We start from the raw sequence: 22556 nt of genomic DNA, 5'->3' as shown, positions 1-22556 counted from the left end.
CATAAGATTGCAGGATGGATTTGCTGACGACTGCAGAAGCCGCAGACTATTTGCGCCTTGGCGAACGCAAGCTTTACGAGCTGGTCGCCAAAAACAGCATCCCGTGCAGCAAAGTGACGGGCAAATGGCTGTTTCCGCGTAACGAGCTCGACCGGTGGGTTATGTCGGGATTGGCGCGTCCCGACGGAATGATTGCGCCCGAGCCGCCGCCCATAGTCGGCGGCAGCCAGGACGACCTGCTTGAATGGAGCCTTCGTCAGGCGGGCTCTGGCCTCGCCTCGCTGACCGAGGGGACGGCAGGCGGCGTTGCGCGTCTTTTGCGTGGCGAGATTGCCGCTGCGGCGATCCATTTCCACGGTGATGCCGCCGACCCCAATGTGGAGGCCGCGCGCGCCATGCCGCGGCTGCACGATGCGGTGCTGATCGGTTTCACGCGGCGCGAACAAGGGCTGCTGCTGCCGCCGGGCAACCCCCGATCGCTCAACAGCCTGACCGATGTCCTAGAAAGCGGCGCCAAGATCGCGATGCGCCAGGTCGGGGCCGGAGCCCAAATGCTGCTGGATGTCCTGGTCGCCCGCGCCGGCGCCAGCCAGAGGCGGTTGAACCGGCTCGAGCCGCCATGCCTGACAGGGCCGGAACTCGCTGCCGCGATCCGGACCGGCAGGGCCGATTGCGGCATCGCCACACGCGCCGCCGCGCGCGCCGCCGGCCTCGAATTCGTGTCATTGGCGTGGGAGAATTTCGATCTGCTGATGCGGCAGCGCACCTATTTCCAGCCTTCGATCCAGGCGCTGATCCGCTTCATGGCGCAGGACAGCTTCGCTCAGCGCGCCGCAGAACTCACGGGCTATGACACGAGCCCGGCCGGGCAGGTCCGGTTCTTCCATTGATGTGGGGTGTCGATGGGGCGCCGGGCGCACCGCCGAACCTGTTCAGCCAAGGTCGATGTCGCCTTCGACGACGTGGTGCAGACCGGCGCGTTCGGCCGTGATCACGGCCCTCACGGTCAGGCGCCCCTGCCCTTTCAGTCCCGCATCCGCCACGGCCTTTTCGATCGCCTGCTGCGAGGTTACGCCGACCTGCTTCAGGAACTTGCGCATCGACACGTTGAAGGCATCGGTTTCCATGTTTTGAGTCATAGGATTGCCTCTAATAGCTTGGACTGTGCGGCTGGTCGGGTCGCGATCGCATGCTGTTCCCCGGCAAAGACGCTGCCCGCCAGCGGAACACGGAAACGTATGATGCGCAATGCATAAGACGCTCGCAACAGCTTTGCTCGCTGCTGTTTTCCTCGCCGGCGCGACGGCACATGGTGCGGAACTGCGCGGGCATGGCGGTCCGGTGCGGGCGATTTCCGTGGCGCCGGACGGAAAGACGGTGGCAACCGGCAGTTTTGATACCAAGGCAATCATCTGGTCGCTTGAGACCGGCGAAGCACGCGACGTGCTGCTCTTTCATGAAGGTGAGGTAACTGCCGTCGCTGCATTGCCGAACGGGCGCTTTGCCAGCGCCGGTACGGATGGTCGCATCGCGATCTGGCAAATCGGTCGAGGCGAGCCGGCCCGCATCCTGGAGGGCCACACCGGGCCTGTCGCCGACCTCGAACTGTCACCCGACGGATCGATGCTGGCTTCGGCGTCCTGGGACACCACCGTCCGGCTCTGGCCGCTTGCCGGTGGGCCAGCGCGCGTCCTCGAAGGCCATCGTGCAAACGTCAATGCGCTCGCCTTCCTGGCGGACGCAACCCTCGTCAGCGCCGGCTATGACGCGACGGTCATCTTTTGGCCGAGCCAGGCTGGGGCGGCTCCGCTTCGGGCCATCATGCCGACGCCGCTCAACGCGCTAGCAAGAGCGTCCGGCGACCGCCTGTTCGTCGCAGGTGCTGACGGGCAGCTGCGGCTGCTCGACCGGCGCGGCAAAGTGCAGCTGGAAGTTCCGGTCTTGGGCAAACCGGTGATTGCTCTCGACGCCACCCCAGACGCGAACTATCTCGCCGTCGCCGGCATCGGTGATGGAATCCTGTTGCTGGACGCCATCAGCCTCTCCACCATCCGCACGCTCGACACCTCCGGCGTGGCGGTATGGTCGCTTGCGTTCGCGGCTGGCGGCAAGACGCTTCTGGCTGGCGGCGCCGACCATCTGGTGCGGGAATGGAACGTCGAGACGGGCGAGCGGCTTGGGGCGGCTGCGGCCGGCAGCACCGATCCGATGGCCAGATACGCAGGCAATCCGGACGCGGAAGTATTTCGCGCCTGCGTTGCCTGCCATACGCTCGACCCGAACGATGGCCATCGAGCCGGGCCGACGCTGCATGGCATTTTCGGGCGCAAGATAGCGTCCGTGCCGGGTTACCATTATTCGCCCGCTTTCCGGAAAATGGACATCGTCTGGACACCGGAAACCGTGTCAGAGCTGTTCGAGCTGGGTCCGAACGCCTACACCCCCGGCACCAAGATGCCTGAACAGACGATCAGCAATGCCGAGGATCGGGCAGCCCTGATCCGCTTTCTTCAGGCCGAGACACGCACCGACTGAACTTCGACATCACCGCATCGACCGAGCGCCCAAAAGGCTCGATGACTCCAGCCTGTGGAACACCGCCCGATTGCGTCCAGTCTGCTTGGCAACATAGAGTGCTTCATCGGCCTGGCGCTGGAGCTGCTCCGGCGAAATGGCCTGGTCCGGCGCCTGGACCGCCACGCCGATGCTGAGGGTGATATAGCGGGACACGCGGGATCCAGGATTAGGAAGACGAGCAGCTTCCACACACTCGCGAATTCGCTCGGCTACAATGGCGGCCTCCTGCCCGTTCACACTTGGAAGCAGCACGAGAAATTCCTCACCGCCGTAGCGCGCAACATGATCGCGATCGCGCCTCACGTTCTCCCGGATCAAGCGGGCGACCTCGATGAGGCAACGATCGCCCTCGGCATGACCGAGACGATCGTTGAGCTTCTTGAAGTCGTCGATGTCGCACATCAGCATGGCGGCGCCGCCGGGGCATTTGCCGCCACCGCCCCAGACGTGGTCGAGCGTTTCCGTCATCCGGCGCCGATTGTCGACGCCGGTCAGCGGATCGGTTCTCGCCAGAAGCTCTAGCCGATCGTTCGCTTCTGCCAGTTCGGCAACCCTGTGTCGGTCTCGAAGCTCGAACAGAAAAGTCTTCTCAGCTAGAATTGTCATCGTACGCCGCGCGGCGACCGTAGCGAGAATGCCGCTGGCAAAAAACAACGTGGCAGCCACCGCATTGCCAATCTCAAGGCCCGGGTTCTGCACCTGGAAGACGAGATAGAGACCGAGAGCCAAAGCCGCGACCGTCACGGTCCATGCCTGAGGGACGCCGAAGATGATGATGGCGGTAATCGCTACGAACAGCATGATGTTCAAGTGCCGTTCGTAGAACTCGCCGCCGGCGCTTGCGCCGACCAATACGATCGACAACAGGATGAGGAACATGCCTGTGATCAGGGAAACCCCCTGGACCCAGGACGGGCGCCGTTTTCGCCAGACAAAGACCACGGCTGCAGCGACGGGAGGGATGATGGCGCCAGGCAAGAGCATGGATAGCGCGATCGACCTTGGAAGCATCACCAGGTTGAGCGCCAGCGTCAGGACATCCAGGAACGCCACCCATGTCATCCAGGCGCGGATGATCTTGGCCGTTTGCGACCAGACACGTGCCTGAAACAGGCGCTTGATCTCGCCTTTGAGCCGGATGTCGCGCGTGCGCTGCGCCAGAAGTCGCTCAACTTCCGCCGTGACGGCAGGATCGTCCTGCATGTCGAGGTGCGTTCGATCTACCAATCGACGGGCCCTGAGGCCCCCCTTTCCCATACATCCATTCGAGCCACCCGGTGGTCAGCCGAGCGGCAAGCATGTCACGCTATGCCTAAGATTTGATTGCTAAAACCGTTTATTTGCGTGTTGATTGCAACCCTCGAAGCCGGCTCTCCGCTTGACGCCGGCAAGGCGGTGCACCCGACCTATGTCGAGGGGCAGTCCAAAGCGAGGGCTCAGACCGAGGGCTCAGACCGCCTTGTCGCTCGAGGCCTTGCGCTCCCGCAGATAGTCTTCAGTGGTTCGCGGCGGCGAGCGACCAGGGCCTGCATAAGGATCGAAGCCCTCATTCATCGCCGCATCGACGCGGCAATTGTCGCACATCCGTACAAGGTCGAGCCGCCGTGCGTTCTCGCCTGCAAACATCCAGTGTTGGCCTTCGAGCTTGGCGACGATCCGCTCGACGGTGCTCCTTGTGCCGAACGGCTTTGCGCAGCGGATGCAGTTGTACGGCTCCTCTTGCTTCACGACCCGGCTGCGAGCACCCCATGCCTGGAAATCGACCTGCGGCGTCAAGGTGATGACCTTCTCCGGGCAGGTCGCGGCGCAAAGGCCGCACTGCACGCAGGCGCTCTCGGAAAAATACAGGGCCGGCTGCTGTTCGCTGTCGGAAAGCGCCCCGGTTGGACAGGCCGAGACACAAGAGAGGCAGAGCGTGCAGCCGTCGACATTGACGTCCAGGCCGCCGAACGGAGCTGCAGCAGGCAACGCCACCCGGTCGACCGGCGTCGGCGCGGCTCGATGGAGCTCGAGCATGGTGCTCGTCAGCAGGCTGCGCTTCTTGCCGAGCGGCAGGAATGCCGCCGGGCGCCGCGACGCAACATCTGGAGTAATCAGGTCGAGCGCCGAGGCGAGTATGTCGGGATCGTCCACTTCGATCAATCCGCAGACCTCCGCGCCATAACCGAGAGACCGGCTCAAAAGATTGGCGATTGCGATGTTTGCGGCAATTCCGGTAAGCTCATGCCTTGGCTTGGCCGACGACAGCGCCCTTACGGCGCAAGCGCCCCAGGCGACCGGCGCGGTCCACGCCTCGATCCCTAACTGGGTTATCTCGTTCACCGCGACCGGCAGGACATTTGCGGGCAGACCCGCGCCGAAGCGGGCAAGTGCGTCGATCAGCGGCTCGCCATGGCCGAGATCATGGAAAAGCACAATCGCATCCAGGCCGCCAGCCTCACGATAGGTGACAAGAAGCGTCCGCAGCCGCCGAAGCAGCGACTCGGCATCCGGCACGGCGTAGGCGGCAGCGCCCGTGGGACATGCCGCCGCGCAGCTGCCGCAGCCGGCGCATACTTCCGCATCGATCGCGACGTGGTTCCCGGCGGGCGTTATCGCCCCAGTCGGGCACAGGTCGAGGCACCGTGTGCAGCCGGTGATGCGCGATCTCGAATGGGCGCACAGATCGGAGGAGAAATCGATGAAGCGCGGCTTGTCGAACTCGCCAACCAAATCGGCTGCCGTTGCGATCGCAACGGCGACGGAGGCGCGATCGCCGGGATCGGCCTTCACGTAGCCGTCGCGCAATTCATGAGCAGGGAAAAGCGGAGCCCCGCCGGAGAGATCAAGGATGATGTCGGCGTTCGAGACCGCGCCATCCCGCGATATCCCAAAGCCAAGCCGATCGCGCGAAGATGGATTGGGCGCCGCGAAATCGTCGACTGTCAGCTCGAAGGCGCCAAGATGGCCGCGCGCTTGCCGGATCGTTCCCTGCAAGACGGGAAAATCCCAGACCCGGTGCGGCGCGATTTCGCGCGGACGGCTAAGCAACACAGTGACGTCCAGCTTTTCGGCGAGTTGCCGGCCCGCATCGATCGCCGTCGCGTCGCAGCCATAGACCAGGACGACACCGTTGCTCGAAAGCGTGACGAGCGCTGGTGGCGAAGCGGGTTCGGCCGCCATGGCAAGCAGCGCCGCCGCTTTCGGGCCGGCAGCAGCAGCATCCTGCGACCAGCCGCCCGTCTCGCGAATGTTTGCGAAAACCAGATCGCCTGCGAAACCGAGTTCCTCGGCAAGGTCGCCGAAAAGCGGCGCCTGTTGCGTGCAGCTGATGGTGACTGCTTCGCCGCCGCTCAGGGCGCTGCGCACCCGGTCGAGTTCCGCGCCGCAGAACTGGTCCCCCGCCTCGACCCGTCCGCCCTTGCATCCGCGGGCGACGCTGGCGCCGAAGCGCGGCATGCTCCGCTCGCAGGAGCAGACCAGGACCGTGCGTTGTTTCTGCAGGCTCATCCCGACTCCCGTGGCATCTTCCTTGCCCACGCGGTAGCGCCTCTTGCCTGGAAGTATTATAAAGACTTTACAGTCGCCGTCATCAAAATATGGATCGGCCTATGCGGCCCTCTGTCAGCGACATCCAACTGCCACCGCCTTACAGCCTCGTGCCGCTGAGAGAGGCCGGTGACGCCTTTGCGCATGCCTGCGCGATAGCGGCGGACGAAGGCGCAGGCACGCTTGCCTGGGTGCGCCGCTACGATCTGGCCGAATTCGCAGTGGTGCTCGAGCCTGAAGAGCCGCTGGAGGATGCGCGTCGCGCGATCTATGCCGGCATGAACGCACTTGCCGATGCGCTTGCGGTCCATGCTCCGCCGTCGCGGCCCATCACCTTCGACTGGCCCGACACTGTTCGCGTCGACGGGGTTCTCGTCGGCGGCGCCCGCCTAGGCTGGCCGGAAGGGGCACGGGAGAACGAAATCCCCGACTGGATCGTCTTCTCCGGCATGATCCGCACCGCCGTCATCCGCGCCGGCGAGCCCGGTCTGCGGCCGCTGCTTGGCGCGCTTGACGAACTCGGCTTCGTGGCGCTCGATGCCGGTGAGATCGTTGCGAGCTTCTCCCGCCATCTGATGGCCGCATTCCACGAATGGAGCGATACCGGCTTCGGTTCGATCGCCAGCCGCTGGCTCGACCGGCTGCCCCGAAAGGGCGATGAGCATGCAGAGCTTGCCGGCAACGGCGATCTGCTAATTTCCCACACGGCCTCTCACGGGCTTCGCGAGCGAAGAAGCCTGCCCGAGGCGCTTGCCAGGCCCTCCTGGCTCGATCCGATGACGGGCACGCCATGGCTTTGAAGCTGCCGCGAACGATCCGCCTCGATCCATCGGATACGTTTGTCTATTCGCGCGCTGCAGAACCGGGCGAATGGGCGGTGACCGGCACCTTCCTGTTCTTCGGCGCCGATGTGGCCAGGCTTTCCGGCAAGCAACGGCAGGCGTTCCGCGCCGGGTTCCTCGGCATTGATAGCTTCGGCTGGTCCACCCTCGTCGTGGTCACGGACGCGACCGTGCATGATCGCGCCGCGGCCGTCGATCGGCTGGCCGAGCAGCTTGTGGTGCGATGCGGTGCGCCGGACACCGAAACGGCGCGCGTCGCCGCCGAAGAGGAGATAGAATTCGCGCAATCGCTGTGCGACCACCCGCCAAACACGCTGATTGCGGTCAACCGCACCAGCGAACAGGCCGGCACCCGCGAGTGTTTCCGAACCCTGCATCGCAAGGCGAGCCGGCTGGAGCCGGCAACGGCATTCCGCTTTGTCGAAATCGACGGCGAGGAGGAGTCGACGGCAAAGTTCGATCTCCTAGCATTGGCCGGGAGGCAGAAGTGAAGGATTTCTGGGTTTCCTCAGGTCATCACCTTCTCGACAGGGATGAGGCCGGGCGCCTGCTGGTGACCGACTCCTTTCTGAAGGCATATTTTGCGCGGCCAGAGCTTCTCCCTCCCGAAACGGCCTGCCCGGCGGAGCTGCGCCTGCATCACGAGCTTTTGATGCATCATCCGCGCCGGCCGGTCGCGAAGCAGGAGATCGCCGCCCTGGAGGACCCGGATGCGCGCGAGAACTGGGAGTTCATGATCGCCTTTCGCGACCATGTGTTGGCCGCTCCCTCACTCGAGGCCGCATATCTCGCGCTGGCGCACGGCTCGGCCGAAACTATCCCGCCGCTGTTCATGAACCAGCTTGCGCAGGTCGTCCTGCGCAATGCGCTGGATGGTCAGCACGACGCCTGCGTCGTGCGAGCCGCGGAGCTGTTTTATCGGCCGCAACGGGTGACGTCTAACGAGGGCGCCGTGCTTCTCGCCGATGCCGAAACCATAGAGCTGCATGAACAGAACCGCCATGCCTCGCCACTCCTGAACATGCTTGGTGGCCCAGCCGTCACCGAACTGGAGATACTCGACGAGAACAATGCCGAGCGTTACTTCGCCAGGAGCGACGCTTTCGATATGGTGCTCAAGCTGGGCAGCGCGCGCAGTCCGACCCGGCGCGGCCTTGCCACAGCAATGGAGATCTGGGTTCGCCATCTACTTGCGGTGGACGTGGAGATCGAGCCGGTGGAGCGGATCGAGGACGAGGACTGGGCCTGGTTCGTCGGCCTCGACGCCGAAGCGACCCGCATCGGCAACACGCTCTGGGCCGGCGATGAACTTGACCCGGAGGCTGCACAGCGCGTGATTGCACTGTTCCGGCTCACCTTCTCCGACACAGGCGAAGTACTGCCGCAGGTGGGCGCCAGGCCCGTCTGGCTCATAATGGCCATGACCCCTGACCGAACGATCCGCATGAAGCCGCAGAACCTTGTCGCAGGCCTGCCGTTTCGCGCCCCAGGGACGGTGAACTAGGAGGATTGGTGCCATGGTGCGGGAGACGGCGGAAGTCGGGGTGATCGTCGAGCGACGGGCTCTGGACAACCCGTGGATCGACCATGTCTGGGTTCCCGTGGCCGTGCTGGCGGGCGCGCCGAGCGCGGCGCCATGGTCGGTGCTGCACGAATCAGACGGCGTGACGCGCTTCTATGCCGGAACTTTCAAGCTTGAGCTCTTCGGGTGCGACACGGGCATGTACCGGGACAACCTCCGTTCGGGGCGGCCTAGCCTGTGGATCGCGCTCCGGTCGAGCGATGCTCCACCCGGAGTTGTGCTGCACCTGGTGACCGCTGACCCTTTCGAGGGCGAGTCGCTGACCGAGGCTGGCCCCGACATCATCGAGGCCGTGCCGATGCCGATCGAGCTTCAGCAATGGCTGGCCGCCTTTGTCGAGACGCATCACGTCGAGCGTCCTTTCATCAAGCGCAAGCGCGATCGGGCGGACCCTGATGCCCTGGCGAGGCGCGGTCCTCGTTCCGGAACGACGGATGATGCCGAATGAGCGCGGGACGCGACAATGTCTTCGCCCGCTGGTCGCGCCTGAAACAGGCGGCGCGTTACAGTTCGACTGCGGGGCCGCAGAACGATCAGCTTTCGCCTGACGAAGTTGCGGCGCCAGCCGATACTGGTGAGCAGCTTGCACCAGCAATTGTCGAGCCGGAGGCCGCCGAGCCCGCCGAGCCCCTCCCTCGCCTCGAGGATCTGACCGCTCAAAGCGATCTCTCAGCCTTCCTGCGCAAAGGCGTGCCCAAAATGTTGAAGCGCGCCGCATTGCGCAAGATGTGGTCGCTCGATCCGGCAATTCGTGATCATATCGGGCCTTCCGAATATGCCTGGGACTTCAACAGCCCTGGATCCATGGCGGGATTCGGCCCCTTGAAAGCATCCAGCGAAGCTGTCGTGGATTTCCTGTCGAACGGCGGCAACCCGACCGATCCGGCACCCGCCGCCATGGCTTCGCAGGCGCCGGAGAAGGCGCCAGCGACCAGCGCCGTTTTGGCGGACGAGGGCGTGAACGCCTCAGCCGATGGGTCGGATTCTGTCACGCCGGACAGTTCGATCGAACCGGCAAACCCCGAATCTCCTTCGGCCGACGGCGCCGGGACCGCCATCGACCGCGACGAAGGCGCCGGCGCCGGCGCCGCGGAATCATCGCCGATCGATCGCCAGCGACGCCATGGCGGCGCCATGCCGCGCTGATCTGGATTTGTTGCCATTTTGGCACAGTCGCTGTTGCAATTGCCGGGCGGGGCACTAGTATTCACTTTACCCACTCGTTGAGGGGCACGGTCGAGGTCAGTAGATGAACCCAGACTTGCGCCTGGAGGAGGCAATCGGCACGTCGTTCGGAGCTGACGCTCTGGTTCCCGGCGTAGAAGATGCTGACGTCAACGACGTGAACAGCGCACGCGCGGATGAGTACGCGCTGCTCGCCACGCTTCTCCTGGCCGCTCCGGATGCAAACCTCATGGCGCGGCTTTCCGGGTTGCGAGGCGACGCCGAGACCCCGCTCGGCAAGGCTCATGCCGCACTCGGCCAGGCCGCTTCTTCAGCCTCTCCGGTTGCCGTCAGTCGCGAGTATTTCGAGCTCTTCATCGGGGTCGGGCGCGGCGAACTCGTTCCCTACGCCTCCTACTACCTGACCGGCTTTCTCAACGAACGGCCGCTTGCCCGCCTGCGCGGGGACATGAGGCGCCTCGGCCTTGAACGCGCGGACGGTCATTTTGACCCGGAAGATCATCTCGGCACGCTGTTCGAGATCATGAGCGGCTTTGCCGCCACCCATTTCGTGGTTCCCGCCGGCGAGGAGCGGGACTTCTTTGAACGTCACATCGCGCCGTGGGCGAGCCGTTTCTTGGCCGATCTGGAAAACGCGGCCTCGGCTAGGTTTTACCGGGCAGTCGGCGCGTTGGGGCGGATTTTCATCGACATCGAAGCCGAAGGCTTTGCCATGGAGGCGCGACCAAGCTCGTGACCTGATCGCGTCGACGCATAGGGAGGAAGGCAGATGCAGGAAAAGCAACAGACGGCAATGAACCGCCGCAGTTTCCTTCGCGCCTTCGGCGGCGCATCCACTACCGCCGTGGCCGCCGCCGCCGTGACGCTCACCCCAGGAGAAGCGCAAGCTTACGATCCCGGTGAGGAGGAGACGAGGGCTCGCTACCGCGAGACCGAGCACGTCAAGGCATTCTACCGTGTGAACGGTTATGAGACGTTGAAGAAATGAGGGCGCCATGCTGACCAAGCGCAAGAGCGGTCAGGCGAGCCGCACAAGATTGCACACACTGATGGGCACGGTCGCCTCCGCTCCCATCGACCGGCGAACCTTCCTTCGCCGTTCCGGTCTCGCGGCCGGCGGAATGGCTGCACTCGGGTCGTTCCAGCTCGGCACCGTTCAGAAGGCGGCGGCCATCAGTCCGCCGCAGCCGGGCGTGCCTATAGAACTGAAGAAAAGCGTCTGCACCCATTGCGCGGTCGGCTGCACCGTTACCGCCGAAGTCCAGAACGGAGTTTGGACCGGTCAGGAGCCTTCGTGGGACAGCCCGATCAACCGCGGCTCCCATTGCGCCAAGGGCGCAAGCGTACGCGAGCTCGTACACAGCGACCGCCGGCTGAAATACCCGATGAAGCTCACCGCAGGGCAGTGGGAGCGTGTCTCCTGGGACGACGCAATCAATGGGATTGGCGACAAACTGCTCGAGATCCGTGAAAAGTCCGGCCCGGAATCCGTCTACTGGATGGGGTCGGCCAAGTTTTCCAACGAAGGAACCTATCTCTTCCGCAAGCTCGCGGCGCTGTGGGGAACAAACAATCAGGACCACCAGGCCCGCATCTGTCATTCGACGACCGTCGCCGGCGTAGCCAACACCTGGGGCTACGGCGCGATGACGAACTCCTTCAACGATATCCGCAATTCGAAGACCATGATCATCATGGGCGGCAACCCGGCTGAGGCGCATCCGATAGCGATGCAGCATCTGCTGGAAGGCAAGGAACTCAACCAGGCCAATTTGATCGTCATCGATCCCCGTTTCACGCGCACCGCCGCCCATGCGACCGAGTACGTCCGGTTCCGGTCCGGCACTGACATAGCGCTGTTGTGGGGCATGCTATGGCACATCTTCGAGAACGGCTGGGAGGACAAGGAATTCATCGCGCAGCGCGTCTACGGGATGGATGAGGTCCGCAAGGAAGTCGCGAAATACACGCCGGAGGAGGTTGAACAGATCACCGGCGTGCCTGGCGATCAGGTGAAGCGTGTCGCCGAGATGTTCGCCACGCAGAAGCCGTCGACGATGATCTGGTGCATGGGCCAGACACACCACACGGTTGGCACGGCCAATACACGCGCAAGTTGCATACTGTGTCTCGCCACCGGCAATGTCGGCAAGCCGGGGACGGGCGCGAACATCTTCCGCGGCCATGACAACGTCCAGGGCGCGACGGATATCGGGCTCGATGTGGTCACCCTGCCCTTCTATTACGGGCTGACGGAAAGCGCCTGGAAGCACTGGTCGCGCGTTTGGGAGATCCCCTACGAGGACCTGCTGAGCCAGTTCGACTCGAAGGATGCCATGGAAACCCCGGGCATACCGCTGACAAGGTGGTTCGATTCCGTCTCGCTGCCCAAGGACAAGATAGCGCAGCGCGACAGCATGCGCGCCATGTTCATTCAGGGCCACGCCAGCAACAGTATCACCCGTATCCCGGATTCGATGAAAGGCCTGACAGGCCTGGAGCTGCTTGTCGTCGCCGATCCCCATCCCACCACCTGGGCATCGCTGGCGGTGGAGGCGGGGCGAAAGGACAACACTTATCTGTTGCCGGTCTGCACGCAATTCGAGACGTCAGGCTCGCGCGTCGCCTCAAATCGGGCCATCCAGTGGGGTGAGCAGATCGTGAAGCCGAGCTTCGAGCAGAAGGACGACTACCAGGTCATCTATCTGTTGTCGAAGAAGCTCGGGCTTGCCGACAAGATGTTCAAGAAGATAGCCGTCGAGGGCGACCGTCCGGTGCCGGAGGACGTGCTGCGCGAGATGAACCGCGGCAGCTGGTCGACGGGCTATTGCGGTCAGTCGCCGGAGCGGCTCAAGGCGCATATGAAGAACCAGCACAAGTTCGACCTGGTGACGATGCGGGCTCCCAAGGACGATCCCGAGGTCGGCGGCGACTATTACGGCCTGCCTTGGCCATGTTGGGGCAAGCCTGAGATCCGCCACCCGGGTACGGCCAATCTTTACAGCACCGGCCTGCATGTCATGGACGGCGGCAGCCCGTTCCGCGCCCGCTTCGGCGTCGAACGAAACGGCCAGACCCTATTGGCGGAAGGCTCCTACACGCAAGGCTCGGAACTCACCGACGGCTATCCGGAGTTCACCATGGCCGTGCTCAAGAAACTCGGCTGGGACAAGGATCTGACGGCGCAAGAACGCGCCGTGATCGAAAAGATCGGCGACGACATCAACAAGGTCTCGTGGTCGACGGATCTGTCAGGCGGGATCCAGCGCGTCGTGCTCAGCCATGGCTGCCATCCCTACGGCAACGGCAAAGCGCGCGCAGTAGCGTGGAACCTGCCCGACCCGGTACCCACCCATCGCGAGCCGATCTATTCGCCGAGGGTGGATCTGGTCGCAAAATATCCGACCTATCCCGACGCCACACAGTTCCGGTTGCCGAACATAGGCTTCAGCGTGCAGCAGGCGGCGGTGGAAAAGGGCATCGCCAAGACGTTCCCGCTGATCCTGACCAGCGGCCGGCTCGTCGAATATGAGGGCGGCGGCGAGGAAACGCGGTCGAACAGATGGCTGGCCGAGCTGCAGCAGGAGATGTTCGTCGAGATCAACCCGGCCGATGCATCCGAACGCGGCATCGGCGATGGGACCTGGGTTTGGGTCAATGGTGCCGAGAACAACGCGAGGGCGCGGGTGAAGGCTCTGGTCACGGAGCGCGTCGGCCGCGGCGTCGCGTTCATGCCCTTCCACTTCGGTGGCTGGTTCCAGGGCAAGGATCTCAGGGCCTACTATCCGCAGGGCACCGATCCATATGTTCTGGGAGAGAGCGTCAACAGCATCACCACCTACGGCTACGACCCGGTGACGGGCATGCAGGAGCCGAAGTGCACGCTCTGCCAAATCGTTGCGGCGTGAACGGGAGGAACAGAAATGGCCAGGATGAAATTCCTTTGCGACGCTGATCGTTGCATCGAGTGCAATGCCTGCGTCACCGCCTGCAAGAACGAGCACGACGTGCCATGGGGCATCAACCGGCGCCGCGTCGTCACCATCAATGACGGCAAGCCCGGCGAACGCTCCGTCTCGATGGCGTGCATGCATTGCACCGACGCGCCTTGCGCGGCGGTCTGTCCGGTCGACTGCTTCTACACCACGGCCGACGCGGTGGTGCTCCACTCCAAGGACCTCTGCATCGGGTGCGGCTATTGCTTCTACGCCTGCCCGTTCGGCGCCCCGCAATATCCGCGTGTCGGCAACTTCGGTTCGCGCGGCAAGATGGACAAATGCACCTTCTGCGCCGCAGGCCCGGAAGGTGATTCCACCGAAATCGAATATGCCAAATACGGCGCCAACCGGCTGGCTGAAGGCAAGCTGCCGCTTTGCGCCGAAATGTGTTCGACCAAGTCGCTCCTGGCCGGCGACGGCGAGATCATCGCGGCGATCTACAAGGAGCGCGTGACGCAGCGTGGCTATGGTTCGGGCGCCTGGGGCTGGCAGACGGCCTATCGAGAAACAATCGACGTGTAGGAGGCAGTCGGGCTCGTCCAGCGCGCAACGGAGCTATCACGGAGGATGCAGAAATGCCGGACAACAGGCTTGGTCGACTGATTCCGCAGGTTATCGCGGCGTTCATGACGCTCACGCTTCTGGTGGCCGGGCCCGTGTACGCGCAAGCCCCATCCGGGAGCAACCCGACCGCTCAGGCGGTGAACGAACAGCAGCTTCTTGATGAGCTGCGGAAGATCGAGGGGCGCGTCACCCTGCCCAATACGGCCGCCGGCTTGCTCGAGCAACCGCAAGGCCGCGATTACCGCGGCTTCCACGAGGGCTGGCTGCCGTGGATCGGCGGCATCGCGATAACAGGAATTTTGCTGCTGCTGGCGCTGTTCTATGTCTACAGGGGCCGCATCCGTACACTGGCGCCCGAATCGAGCGTAAGGATTTTGCGCTTCGGTGCTCTGGAGCGGCTCACCCACTGGATGACTGCCACGGCGTTCATCATCCTGGCCATCACCGGCTTGAACTTTATCTTCGGCAAGCGTCTGTTGATGCCGCTGATCGGGGCCGATGCATTTTCAACCTGGTCGATCTGGGCGAAATACGCCCACGACTTTGTCTCCTGGGCTTTCATGCTCGGCATATTGGTCATGCTGGTGACATGGGTCTGGGACAACCTTCCCGATCGCCATGACGCGCATTGGCTCAGAGTAGGCGGCGGCTTTTTCGACAGGACCAACAGGACGCACCCGCCGGCCGGACGTTTCAACACCGGCCAGAAGCTGATCTTCTGGGCCGTCGTGCTCGGCGGAATTGCGCTGTCGGTGTCCGGCATATTCATGCTGTTTCCGTTCGCGTTCACCGACATAAACGGCATGCAGACGGCCCAGTATGTTCATGCGACTGTCGGCATAATCCTGATCGCCGTCATTATCGCTCACATCTATATCGGCACGCTCGGCATGGAAGGCGCCTATGAAGCAATGGGTTCGGGCACCGTCGATATCAACTGGGCGAATGAGCACCATAGGCTTTGGGTCGAAAGCCAGGAGAAGAAAGGTGCGATACCCCCGCGCTCGGCGGCCGAACCGGCCGAATAATAGCTTCTGCGCACAATCGAAATGCTGGGCCATTGGTCCGGGCATTTTTTTGGCGTGCTCGCAGGCTTTCATTGCCCGGCCTCGAAAACCACGTCAGCGAGCGCATTTCCGCGCTACGAAGGCGTCTCCTCGCCCTCCGCGGCTGCGGTAGAGTTGTCGCCCGGTTCGCCCGTCCAGTTTTGACCGACCAGATTGTGCCCCGGATCGCCGACGCGAGTGCTCTCGCTGCTGTAGACCTGCCATGCTGGCTGTTGCTGCTGCGCGCTCAGAAGAAAATAGCCGGCCCCGATCGCAATCGCGATCGAAACGACAATTCCGGTCAAGATCATACCCATCCCGCCTTCTCCCTTTCACCTGCTCAAAGTCCGCAGTTACTCATTGTGGCGGCGGCGTCTGCTGCGCCGGATCCTGCCCCGTCACAGATGGATTGCCAGTTCCCTGAGGTGCCGCACCGGACTTTTGCTGATATTGCAGGTCGAGCGCCGCCAGTGCAAGCAACGGCGGCGGCATGGCGACGCCGGCCACCCGCATTTCCCGCGCGGTCTTCTGGCATTGTGCAATGTCATTGGCGGCGGCCAGTTCCTCCGCTTTCGCGGCATTGATCACAGAATCCTTGGGAGTGCTCGACGTATCGGAGGGGGGCACCGGCGCGGCCCTGCTTTCCTTCTGGGGCGCGTTCGTCGCCGATCCGCTGGCCACCTTCTCCTTGTTCGGTTGTGGAGCATCGCTGGCAACCCCAGCCTGCCCGGTAATTTTCTGCGCCGAGCCCGTCCCGGTCTCGGGCTTGGCGGGCGCGGCTGCGCTGGTAGAAGATGTGCCAGACTGCTGAGCCGAGGCAGCCGCGGTCGGGCTAGCCGCTTCGGCAGGCGCCTTCATGAAGGCGAGGAGCTCCTGGCAGAGATTTGCAGGCCCGCCTGCCTGCTGGGCAGGTGTTTCAGCCGCTGGGGCCGCTGGGGCCGCTGGAGCCGCTGGGGCCGCTGGAGCCGCTGGAGCCGTGGGCTCGGGGGCAGTGCTCGTCTGCGCCAGCGATGTTGACGCCGACAAGGCAACGATTCCTGCGAGAAGCATTTTTTTCATCGCCTTGCTCCTTCCGTGATGAAAATCACCCGCCTCGGCGACAACATAACGTCAGAAGGTGCCCGAACGATCCATGGAATTGCGACGCCTGCCTCGCAATTCGGCCATCGGGCGATCCCGCGGCCTTCCCGACTGTTCAGCTCAACGAATTCGCCCACCCTCGACGAGGCGAGCACGATGATTGCCGAAGTCGCAAGGGCTGCTCGGCGAGCGATTGGATGCGCCCGCCTTGGCTAAAGCGAAGGCCAATTGCGGACGGGGATTCGAATGTCCGCCGAGAGGGGTATGTGGTCGCTCAGCTTTGTTATGGCGATCTCGTCATAGGTGCCGAGTTCGACAAAGGAATGGGAACGTTCCGAGGCACAAATATGTAGTCGATATGGAAGGCCTGATCCTGCTTCCATCGATGGAAGCAGGTCGGTGACTTTTCCTCGCCGAACCTTTCGTCGTGGAATTCATGCCATGCGCTTACCAGACCAAGTCGAGAGATAAGCTCCAGGACGCGCGCAAAATGACCGTCCGGACTTCGATTCGCGTCGAACCTTGTAGATTGATTGAAATCGCCCGCACCACAGCAGCACGCTTCCGATAAGGTGCTTGACCGGTTCGCGCCATACATGCGCCGCTTACGACGATCTTTTTTTCCAAACTGCAGGAGAGACGTGCGGACGTGCGGTTGTCACGTCCCAGTGCTATGCGGGTGGTGCAATGGTGCAATAGCGTTTTCGGAGTGTAGCAAATGTCCAATCTGCCGATTTCATCGAAGCCTATATCGCCGCCTATAACCGCAGAATGAGAAGCAGGTCGGACCTCAACGCGGGAGCGGCCCTGTTCCTCCCGACACAACCGCCGCACGTCGGGATGCGCAATGGCTTGTCAGATCCGCTTTGGCTCGAGCGCATGGCGATGCCTACGCAGCGGATAAACGCGAGATGTGCGTTCGCGCTCCCCGGTTAGCCGCTTCCTTGTCAAGATTGACGATGTTCGATGTTTGTTCAATAGCAAGCTGTCGGTTGTGGTGGTCAGTACAAAAAATTGATTTGTGCGGCACACCCGCTGCCTAGATGTTACGGACTTCGCATGAAGGACCGATTACGAGGGGTAACCATGGTTCACACTGCACGCCTCCGCCACGATTCTCTGGTCGCCCCCTCCAGCAGAAACGTCCCTGCAAAATGGCTCGCCGCCGCGGCCTTCGCGGCGATCGGCTTGCTCGCGGCCCCGGCCGCACAGGCGCAGGAAGCGCCTCCCGCGCCCGTCGTCACGGTAGCCAAGCCGCTGGTGCGCGCTATCGTCGAGGACGATGAGTTCGTCGGCCGTTTCGAAGCTGTCGACCAGGTTTCGCTGCGCTCCCGCGTCGGCGGCTATCTCGACCAGGTCCATTTCCAGGACGGTACGCTGGTCAAGCAGGGCGACCTCCTGTTCACCATCGACCAGCGGCCGTTCAAGGCGGCGCTGAACCAGGCGCAGGCGCAGGTCGACTCGGCCAAGACCCTGGTCGAATTCAGCAAGATGCAGTTCGAGCGCGCCGAGACCCTGTCGCGCGAAGGCAACATACCGGTTTCGACACTGGACGACCGCCGCCGCGAATATCTCGCCGCCCAAGCGCAACTGGACGGCGCGGAGGCGGCACTTGAAAACGCAAGTCTCGATCTCGAATTCACCGAGATCAAGGCGCCGTTTTCCGGCCGGGTCGACCGCCGGCTCATCTCGCCGGGCAATCTGGTGCAGGCCGACCAGACCGTGCTGACCACCATCGTCTCGATCGACCCGATCAACTTCTATTTCGACATCGATGAGCGGACCTACTTCTCTTATGCGCGCGACGCCCGCGAGCGCGGCGGCGTCATGCAGGAAGGCGCCGGCGGCGTCGATGTTGTCGTCCGTGTCGCCGACCGTGATGAAGCGACGTTCAAGGGCAAGCTCGACTTCGCCGAGAACCGTCTGGACCAAGCTACCGGCACGATGAGGGCCAGGGCGCGCTTCGACAACAAGGACGGCGTTCTGCAGCCGGGCATGTTCGGCCGCATCAACGTGCCCGGCTCGTTGCCGCATCCGGGCGTGCTTCTGCCTGACGAGGCGATCGGCGCCGACCAGAACCGCCGCATCGTCTTCGTTGTCGACCAGGCAGGCCTGATCTCGGCCAAGCCGGTCCGCACCGGCCCGCGCATCGACGGCTATCGCGTTATCCGCGAGGGCCTCACCGGCGAAGAGACAGTGGTAATCAACGGGCTGGTGCGAGTGCGGCCGGGCGTCACCGTCAAGCCCGAGATGACCAAATTGCCGCCCAAGGTTGAAGCCGAAGGGCAGACGCAATGAACTTCGCCCATTTCTTCGTCAACCGCCCCATCTTCGCGGCGGTGCTGTCGATCGTGCTCGTGCTCGTCGGCGGCATCGCTTATACGCAGCTTCCGGTCGCGCAATATCCCGAAATCGCGCCACCGACCATCGTGGTGCGCGCCTCCTATCCGGGCGCCGACGCCGAGACGGTCGCCGCGACCGTGGCGACGCCGATCGAACAGGAAATCAACGGCGTCGAGCACATGCTCTACATGTCGTCCTATTCCTCCGGCGACGGCTCGATGTCGCTCACCATCACCTTCCGCCCCGGCACCGATCTCGATGCGGCGCAGGTGCTGGTCCAGAACCGCGTCTCGATCGCCGAAGCGCGCCTGCCGGAAGAGGTGCGCCGGCTCGGCATCACCACGGCGAAAAGTTCGCCCGACCTGATGATGGTCGTCCATATGCTGTCGCCCGACGACACATATGATCAGCTTTACGTCTCGAATTATGCGCGTTCGCGCGTGCGCGACGTCCTGCTGAGACTGGACGGCGTCGGCGACGTGCAGATCTTCGGCGAGCGCGAATATTCGCTGCGCGTCTGGCTCGACCCGGAAAAGCTGTCCGCCTACGGCATGACCGCAGGCGACGTAGTCGAGGCGCTGCGCGACCAGAACGTCCAGGTGTCGGGCGGCTCGATCGGCGCGCCGCCGATTGGCGACGGCTCGGCCTTCCAGTATACGGTCACCACGCAAGGGCGCTTTGAAGACGCGCGCGACTTCCGCTACGTCATAGTCAAGTCGGCCGAGGACGGCCGCTTGATCTCCCTGCAGGACGTGGCGCGCATAGAGCTCGGCGCCAGGGACTACGTCACCAATTCCTATCTCAACAACAAGGCGGCGGTGGCGCTCGGCATCTTCCAGCGGCCGGGCACCAATGCCTTGGCCTCGGCGGAAGAAATCCAGGAGACCATCGCGAAGCTTTCGGAGGATTTCCCGGAGGGGCTGGCCTACGAGATCATCTACAATCCGACCGAGTTCATCGCCGAATCTATCAACGAGGTCTATGTCACCATCGCCGAGGCGATCCTGCTGGTGGTGATCGTCATCATGGTGTTCCTGCAGTCATGGCGCATGGCGATCGTGCCGATCGTGGCGATACCGGTCTCGCTGATCGGCACGCTTGCCGTGCTGCTCGCCTTCGGCTTCTCGCTCAACATGCTCACTCTGTTCGGGCTGGTGCTGGCGGTCGGCATCGTTGTCGACGACGCCATCGTGGTTGTGGAAAATATCGAGCGGAACATCCGGCTGGGGCTCGCTCCGCGCGCCGCTGCGCACAAGACCATGGATGAAGTGGGAAACGCGGTCCTCGCGATCTCGCTGGTGCTGATCTCCGTCTTCGTTCCGGCGGCTTTCATTCCCGGGATTTCCGGCCAGTTCTACCTGCAGTTCGCCATCACCATCGCGGTCTCCACCGCGATCTCCGCATTCAACTCGCTGACGCTTTCGCCGGCTCTCGCTGGCGTGCTTTTCAAGCCGCACAGCGAGGAACATTCGAACTTCTTCCTGGCAAGGTTCGGCCGCGCTCTGGCGAACGGGTTCAACAACGGGTTCGACAGGATGGCGGACGGCTATGCGTGGCTGGTGCACAGACTGGTCGGCACGACTCTGGCGCTTGCCGCCATGCTGCTCGTCTTTGCAGGCCTGCTCTACGCGACCTATCACATGCTGCAGACGGTGCCGCGCGGCTTCATCCCGAACATGGACCAGGGTTATGCGATCGTCGTCGTGCAATTGCCGGAGGGCTCTTCGCTCGCCCGAACGGACGCAATCATCCAGAAGGCGTCGGATATCATCCGCGAGACGCCGGGTGTCGCCAACGCCGTCGCCTTCGCAGGATTCAACGGCGCGACATTCACCAACGCCAGCAATTCCGGTGTGATCTTCGCGCCATTCAAGAGCTTCGAGGAACGGCTCGAGAGCGGCGATACTTCCGACAAGATCATCGGCACGCTGTTTGGCAGCCTGCAAAGCATCCAGGAGGCCTTCATCATCGCGCTGCCGCCGCCGCCAGTGCGGGGCATCGGCAACTCCGGCGGCTTCAAGATGATGCTCCAGGAGCGCAACAGCGCCGACATGCGGCCGATTCTGGCGCTGGCCAACGAAATCGCCGGCAAGGCCAACCAGACGCCCGGGTTGATGGGCGTCTTCACCACCTTCTCGGCCTCCAGCCCGCAATTCTTCCTGGCGATCGACCGCGACAAGGCGCGCATGCTGAACGTGCCGATCCCCAACATCTTCGAGACGCTGTCGATCAATCTAGGCACCGCCTACGTCAACGATTTCAATGCCTTCGGTCGTGTCTACCAGGTGCGGGCGCAAGCCGACCAGGCTTTCCGCATCGATCGCGACGACATATTGAAGCTGAAGGTGCGCTCAGCGGCCGGCGACCTGGTGCCGCTCGGCACACTGATCGAGATCCGCGACGTCACCGGTCCCTCGCTCGTGCAGCGCTACAACATGTATGTCTCCGTGCCGCTTCAGGGCAATGCAGCGCCTGGTGTCGCCACGGGCACGGCGCTCGACCTGATGGAGGGGGTCGCAGCCGAATCGCTGCCGCAGGGCACTTCCTTCGAATGGACTGAACTCGCCTTCCAGGAGCGGCAGACCGGCAACACGGCGGTCTTCATCTTCGGCCTGTCGGTTCTGTTCGTCTTTCTGGTGCTCGCCGCGCTATACGAAAGCTGGATTACGCCCTTCGCCATCGTGCTTATCGTCCCGCTCAGCGTACTGGCCGCCCTCTTGGGCGTCGCCTTCCGCGGTCTCGACAACAACATCCTAGTGCAGATCGGGCTGATCGTGCTCATCGGCCTGGCGGCGAAGAACGCGATCCTGATCGTCGAATTCGCGCGCCAAGGTGAGGAGCGCGGCCTTGACGCCGTCGAGGCGGCCGTCGAGGCCTGCCGGCTGCGGCTGCGGCCGATCCTGATGACGGCGTTCGCCTTCATCCTGGGCGTGGTGCCACTAGTGATCGCCAGCGGGCCTGGCGCGGAAATGCGCCAATCGCTCGGCACGGCCGTGTTCTCCGGCATGCTGGGCGTGACGTTGTTCGGCCTCTTCCTGACGCCGGTCTTCTACGTTGCTCTGCGCAGGACATTCCGGCGCAGGCGGCCTGAAGCCGGCCCGACCCTGGCTTCCGAGAGCGCGCAGCCGAGTAGACGCCGAGCCGATGAGGCGCCGGGTTCAGGCTGAAGCCGGACCGGCGGGTTCCTGGATCTCGCGGAGGGATGGATCGGCGATCCATCCCTCGAGCGGATCGAGATGTTCCGGCGCGCCGTATCGCTCGCTTCGCATCGTCCACGCCCAGGCCGTCTGGATCGCGCAGAAAAGCGCATCGAGCCGATCGCCGCTGGGGTCGTCGGCCGACCGACGAACAGGAGCAAAAATAAAATAGAGGATAGAAACAGGCACAAGATCGCTTCTCCTGCCCTTGGATCGTGGTCAGGCGACAACATTCAATCTGAATACGGCGGGTATAGCGGAGCTCAAGTGGCCCACTTTAGATAGACGTCGGCCATAAATTATTGATATTGAGCGACAATGGTGGGCCCGGACGATGTCTAAGAATTATTGATTTTATTGGTTTTTTCATGGGCAAGTTTCGAAAAACCCTCTCGCATCGTTCCGTATTGCTCCGCGATTGATGGCAACGTCGAGCTACTCACTCCTGGTGGCACCATGCACGCTCAATGGCCGGTTGCCGTAAGCCGCGTGCCAACCGTCGTCACGGCGCTCACAGAGAGACGACTTGCTACCCCAGAGTTAATCAAACCCACAACAGTTGGTTGTCGCCTTCTCCACCAATGTCATGAAGCTTGATCCTGCTCTGAAGGACT

The 22556-nt window shown here is 63.1% G+C and carries 20 protein-coding genes; 14 read left to right on the top strand and 6 right to left on the bottom strand.

The genetic code is table 11. The annotated features are described in order from the left end of the window. Positions 1-14: 14 nt before the first annotated feature. Positions 15-890: a substrate-binding domain-containing protein gene (locus AC0L3O_RS01490; RefSeq protein WP_473614577.1), complete on the top strand. Its 876-nt coding sequence runs from the start codon at positions 15-17 to the stop codon at positions 888-890. A 42-nt stretch (positions 891-932) separates the two neighbouring features. Here the strand turns inward: AC0L3O_RS01490 and AC0L3O_RS01485 are convergent, their stop codons facing one another. Further along, entirely contained in the window at positions 933-1139 is a 207-nt protein-coding gene (locus tag AC0L3O_RS01485) for a DUF6494 family protein (protein ID WP_031254328.1), read from the bottom strand. Positions 1140-1248: 109 nt separating this feature from the next. Here AC0L3O_RS01485 and AC0L3O_RS01480 point away from each other — a divergent pair, with 109 nt between their 5' ends. Next, positions 1249-2535, top strand: coding sequence for a hypothetical protein (locus AC0L3O_RS01480; protein WP_473614576.1), 1287 nt, complete (start codon positions 1249-1251; stop codon positions 2533-2535). A gap of 9 nt (positions 2536-2544) precedes the next feature. Here the strand turns inward: AC0L3O_RS01480 and AC0L3O_RS01475 are convergent, their stop codons facing one another. Continuing rightward, the gene (locus AC0L3O_RS01475) at positions 2545-3780 is read right to left on the bottom strand and encodes a GGDEF domain-containing protein (protein WP_473614727.1); all 1236 of its coding nucleotides are present in this window, start codon (positions 3778-3780) and stop codon (positions 2545-2547) included. 246 nt (positions 3781-4026) lie between these two features. Further along, entirely contained in the window at positions 4027-6066 is a 2040-nt protein-coding gene (locus tag AC0L3O_RS01470) for a 4Fe-4S binding protein (RefSeq protein WP_473614575.1), read from the bottom strand. 101 nt (positions 6067-6167) lie between these two features. Here AC0L3O_RS01470 and AC0L3O_RS01465 point away from each other — a divergent pair, with 101 nt between their 5' ends. The 10 genes from AC0L3O_RS01465 (at position 6168) to AC0L3O_RS01420 (ending at position 15304) form a co-directional block, all read left to right on the top strand. Continuing rightward, positions 6168-6905, top strand: a complete 738-nt coding sequence (locus tag AC0L3O_RS01465; protein WP_128166286.1) for a biotin/lipoate--protein ligase family protein — start codon at positions 6168-6170, stop codon at positions 6903-6905. Then, on the top strand, positions 6896-7438 hold the full coding sequence (locus AC0L3O_RS01460) for a DUF6505 family protein (RefSeq protein ID WP_287219756.1): 543 nt from the start codon (positions 6896-6898) through the stop codon (positions 7436-7438). Before AC0L3O_RS01465 ends, AC0L3O_RS01460 begins: the two co-directional genes overlap by 10 nt. Beyond that, the gene (locus AC0L3O_RS01455) at positions 7435-8451 is read left to right on the top strand and encodes a DUF6352 family protein (protein ID WP_473614573.1); all 1017 of its coding nucleotides are present in this window, start codon (positions 7435-7437) and stop codon (positions 8449-8451) included. Before AC0L3O_RS01460 ends, AC0L3O_RS01455 begins: the two co-directional genes overlap by 4 nt. A 13-nt stretch (positions 8452-8464) precedes the next feature. Beyond that, entirely contained in the window at positions 8465-8977 is a 513-nt protein-coding gene (locus AC0L3O_RS01450) for a DUF3305 domain-containing protein (RefSeq protein ID WP_023797599.1), read from the top strand. Next, on the top strand, positions 8974-9675 hold the full coding sequence (locus tag AC0L3O_RS01445; RefSeq protein ID WP_128166282.1) for a DUF3306 domain-containing protein: 702 nt from the start codon (positions 8974-8976) through the stop codon (positions 9673-9675). Before AC0L3O_RS01450 ends, AC0L3O_RS01445 begins: the two co-directional genes overlap by 4 nt. Positions 9676-9778: 103 nt before the next feature. Further along, positions 9779-10450, top strand: a complete 672-nt coding sequence (locus AC0L3O_RS01440; RefSeq protein WP_023797597.1) for a TorD/DmsD family molecular chaperone — start codon at positions 9779-9781, stop codon at positions 10448-10450. 33 nt (positions 10451-10483) lie between these two features. Then, positions 10484-10702, top strand: a complete 219-nt coding sequence (locus tag AC0L3O_RS01435; protein WP_023797596.1) for a formate dehydrogenase — start codon at positions 10484-10486, stop codon at positions 10700-10702. 7 nt (positions 10703-10709) lie between these two features. Then, the gene (locus tag AC0L3O_RS01430) at positions 10710-13622 is read left to right on the top strand and encodes a formate dehydrogenase subunit alpha (protein WP_287062348.1); all 2913 of its coding nucleotides are present in this window, start codon (positions 10710-10712) and stop codon (positions 13620-13622) included. Positions 13623-13637: 15 nt separating this feature from the next. Beyond that, positions 13638-14234 carry a formate dehydrogenase FDH3 subunit beta gene (fdh3B, locus tag AC0L3O_RS01425; protein ID WP_027151217.1) on the top strand — a complete coding sequence of 199 codons (597 nt, stop codon included), beginning with the start codon at positions 13638-13640 and terminating at the stop codon, positions 14232-14234. 53 nt (positions 14235-14287) lie between these two features. After that, positions 14288-15304 (top strand): formate dehydrogenase subunit gamma, encoded by a 1017-nt coding sequence (locus tag AC0L3O_RS01420; RefSeq protein ID WP_473614570.1) that lies wholly within the window; start codon positions 14288-14290, stop codon positions 15302-15304. Positions 15305-15417: 113 nt separating this feature from the next. Here AC0L3O_RS01420 and AC0L3O_RS01415 read toward each other — a convergent pair whose 3' ends face one another. Further along, positions 15418-15633, bottom strand: coding sequence for a hypothetical protein (locus AC0L3O_RS01415; protein WP_287171293.1), 216 nt, complete (start codon positions 15631-15633; stop codon positions 15418-15420). A gap of 46 nt (positions 15634-15679) precedes the next feature. Beyond that, positions 15680-16180, bottom strand: a complete 501-nt coding sequence (locus tag AC0L3O_RS01410; RefSeq protein ID WP_473477813.1) for a hypothetical protein — start codon at positions 16178-16180, stop codon at positions 15680-15682. Between the two features lie 1308 nt (positions 16181-17488). Between AC0L3O_RS01410 and AC0L3O_RS01405 the strand changes: the two genes are divergently transcribed. Further along, complete coding sequence (locus tag AC0L3O_RS01405) at positions 17489-18700, top strand: efflux RND transporter periplasmic adaptor subunit (protein ID WP_473614568.1); 1212 nt, start codon at positions 17489-17491, stop codon at positions 18698-18700. Then, a complete protein-coding gene (locus tag AC0L3O_RS01400) occupies positions 18697-21912 on the top strand; it encodes an efflux RND transporter permease subunit (RefSeq protein WP_023797559.1) in 3216 nt (1071 codons plus the stop codon). Before AC0L3O_RS01405 ends, AC0L3O_RS01400 begins: the two co-directional genes overlap by 4 nt. On the opposite strand, the gene AC0L3O_RS01395 is transcribed toward AC0L3O_RS01400, so the two are convergent. Then, positions 21904-22131 (bottom strand): hypothetical protein, encoded by a 228-nt coding sequence (locus AC0L3O_RS01395; RefSeq protein WP_023797558.1) that lies wholly within the window; start codon positions 22129-22131, stop codon positions 21904-21906. The genes AC0L3O_RS01400 and AC0L3O_RS01395 overlap by 9 nt on opposite strands. Positions 22132-22556 lie beyond the last annotated feature (425 nt).

It is taken from the genome of Mesorhizobium sp. WSM4810, from assembly GCF_055811235.1.
The sequence above is the reverse complement of the archived record's forward strand: the minus strand, read 5'-3'. Positions and strand labels throughout refer to the sequence as shown.

Excerpts from the sequence above, each read along its gene's own strand:
- AC0L3O_RS01410 (WP_473477813.1), bottom strand. The coding sequence starts at position 16,180 with ATGAAGGCGCCTGCCGAAGCGGCTAGCCCGACCGCGGCTGCCTCGGCT.
- AC0L3O_RS01475 (WP_473614727.1), bottom strand. The coding sequence starts at position 3,780 with ATGCAGGACGATCCTGCCGTCACGGCGGAAGTTGAGCGACTTCTGGCG.
- AC0L3O_RS01400 (WP_023797559.1), top strand. The coding sequence starts at position 18,697 with ATGAACTTCGCCCATTTCTTCGTCAACCGCCCCATCTTCGCGGCGGTG.
- AC0L3O_RS01415 (WP_287171293.1), bottom strand. The coding sequence starts at position 15,633 with ATGATCTTGACCGGAATTGTCGTTTCGATCGCGATTGCGATCGGGGCC.
- AC0L3O_RS01435 (WP_023797596.1), top strand. The coding sequence starts at position 10,484 with ATGCAGGAAAAGCAACAGACGGCAATGAACCGCCGCAGTTTCCTTCGC.
- AC0L3O_RS01430 (WP_287062348.1), top strand. The coding sequence starts at position 10,710 with ATGCTGACCAAGCGCAAGAGCGGTCAGGCGAGCCGCACAAGATTGCAC.
- AC0L3O_RS01405 (WP_473614568.1), top strand. The coding sequence starts at position 17,489 with ATGGTTCACACTGCACGCCTCCGCCACGATTCTCTGGTCGCCCCCTCC.
- AC0L3O_RS01450 (WP_023797599.1), top strand. The coding sequence starts at position 8,465 with ATGGTGCGGGAGACGGCGGAAGTCGGGGTGATCGTCGAGCGACGGGCT.
- AC0L3O_RS01480 (WP_473614576.1), top strand. The coding sequence starts at position 1,249 with ATGCATAAGACGCTCGCAACAGCTTTGCTCGCTGCTGTTTTCCTCGCC.
- AC0L3O_RS01420 (WP_473614570.1), top strand. The coding sequence starts at position 14,288 with ATGCCGGACAACAGGCTTGGTCGACTGATTCCGCAGGTTATCGCGGCG.
- AC0L3O_RS01465 (WP_128166286.1), top strand. The coding sequence starts at position 6,168 with ATGCGGCCCTCTGTCAGCGACATCCAACTGCCACCGCCTTACAGCCTC.
- AC0L3O_RS01470 (WP_473614575.1), bottom strand. The coding sequence starts at position 6,066 with ATGAGCCTGCAGAAACAACGCACGGTCCTGGTCTGCTCCTGCGAGCGG.
- AC0L3O_RS01460 (WP_287219756.1), top strand. The coding sequence starts at position 6,896 with ATGGCTTTGAAGCTGCCGCGAACGATCCGCCTCGATCCATCGGATACG.
- AC0L3O_RS01445 (WP_128166282.1), top strand. The coding sequence starts at position 8,974 with ATGAGCGCGGGACGCGACAATGTCTTCGCCCGCTGGTCGCGCCTGAAA.
- AC0L3O_RS01485 (WP_031254328.1), bottom strand. The coding sequence starts at position 1,139 with ATGACTCAAAACATGGAAACCGATGCCTTCAACGTGTCGATGCGCAAG.
- AC0L3O_RS01490 (WP_473614577.1), top strand. The coding sequence starts at position 15 with ATGGATTTGCTGACGACTGCAGAAGCCGCAGACTATTTGCGCCTTGGC.
- fdh3B (WP_027151217.1), top strand. The coding sequence starts at position 13,638 with ATGGCCAGGATGAAATTCCTTTGCGACGCTGATCGTTGCATCGAGTGC.
- AC0L3O_RS01440 (WP_023797597.1), top strand. The coding sequence starts at position 9,779 with ATGAACCCAGACTTGCGCCTGGAGGAGGCAATCGGCACGTCGTTCGGA.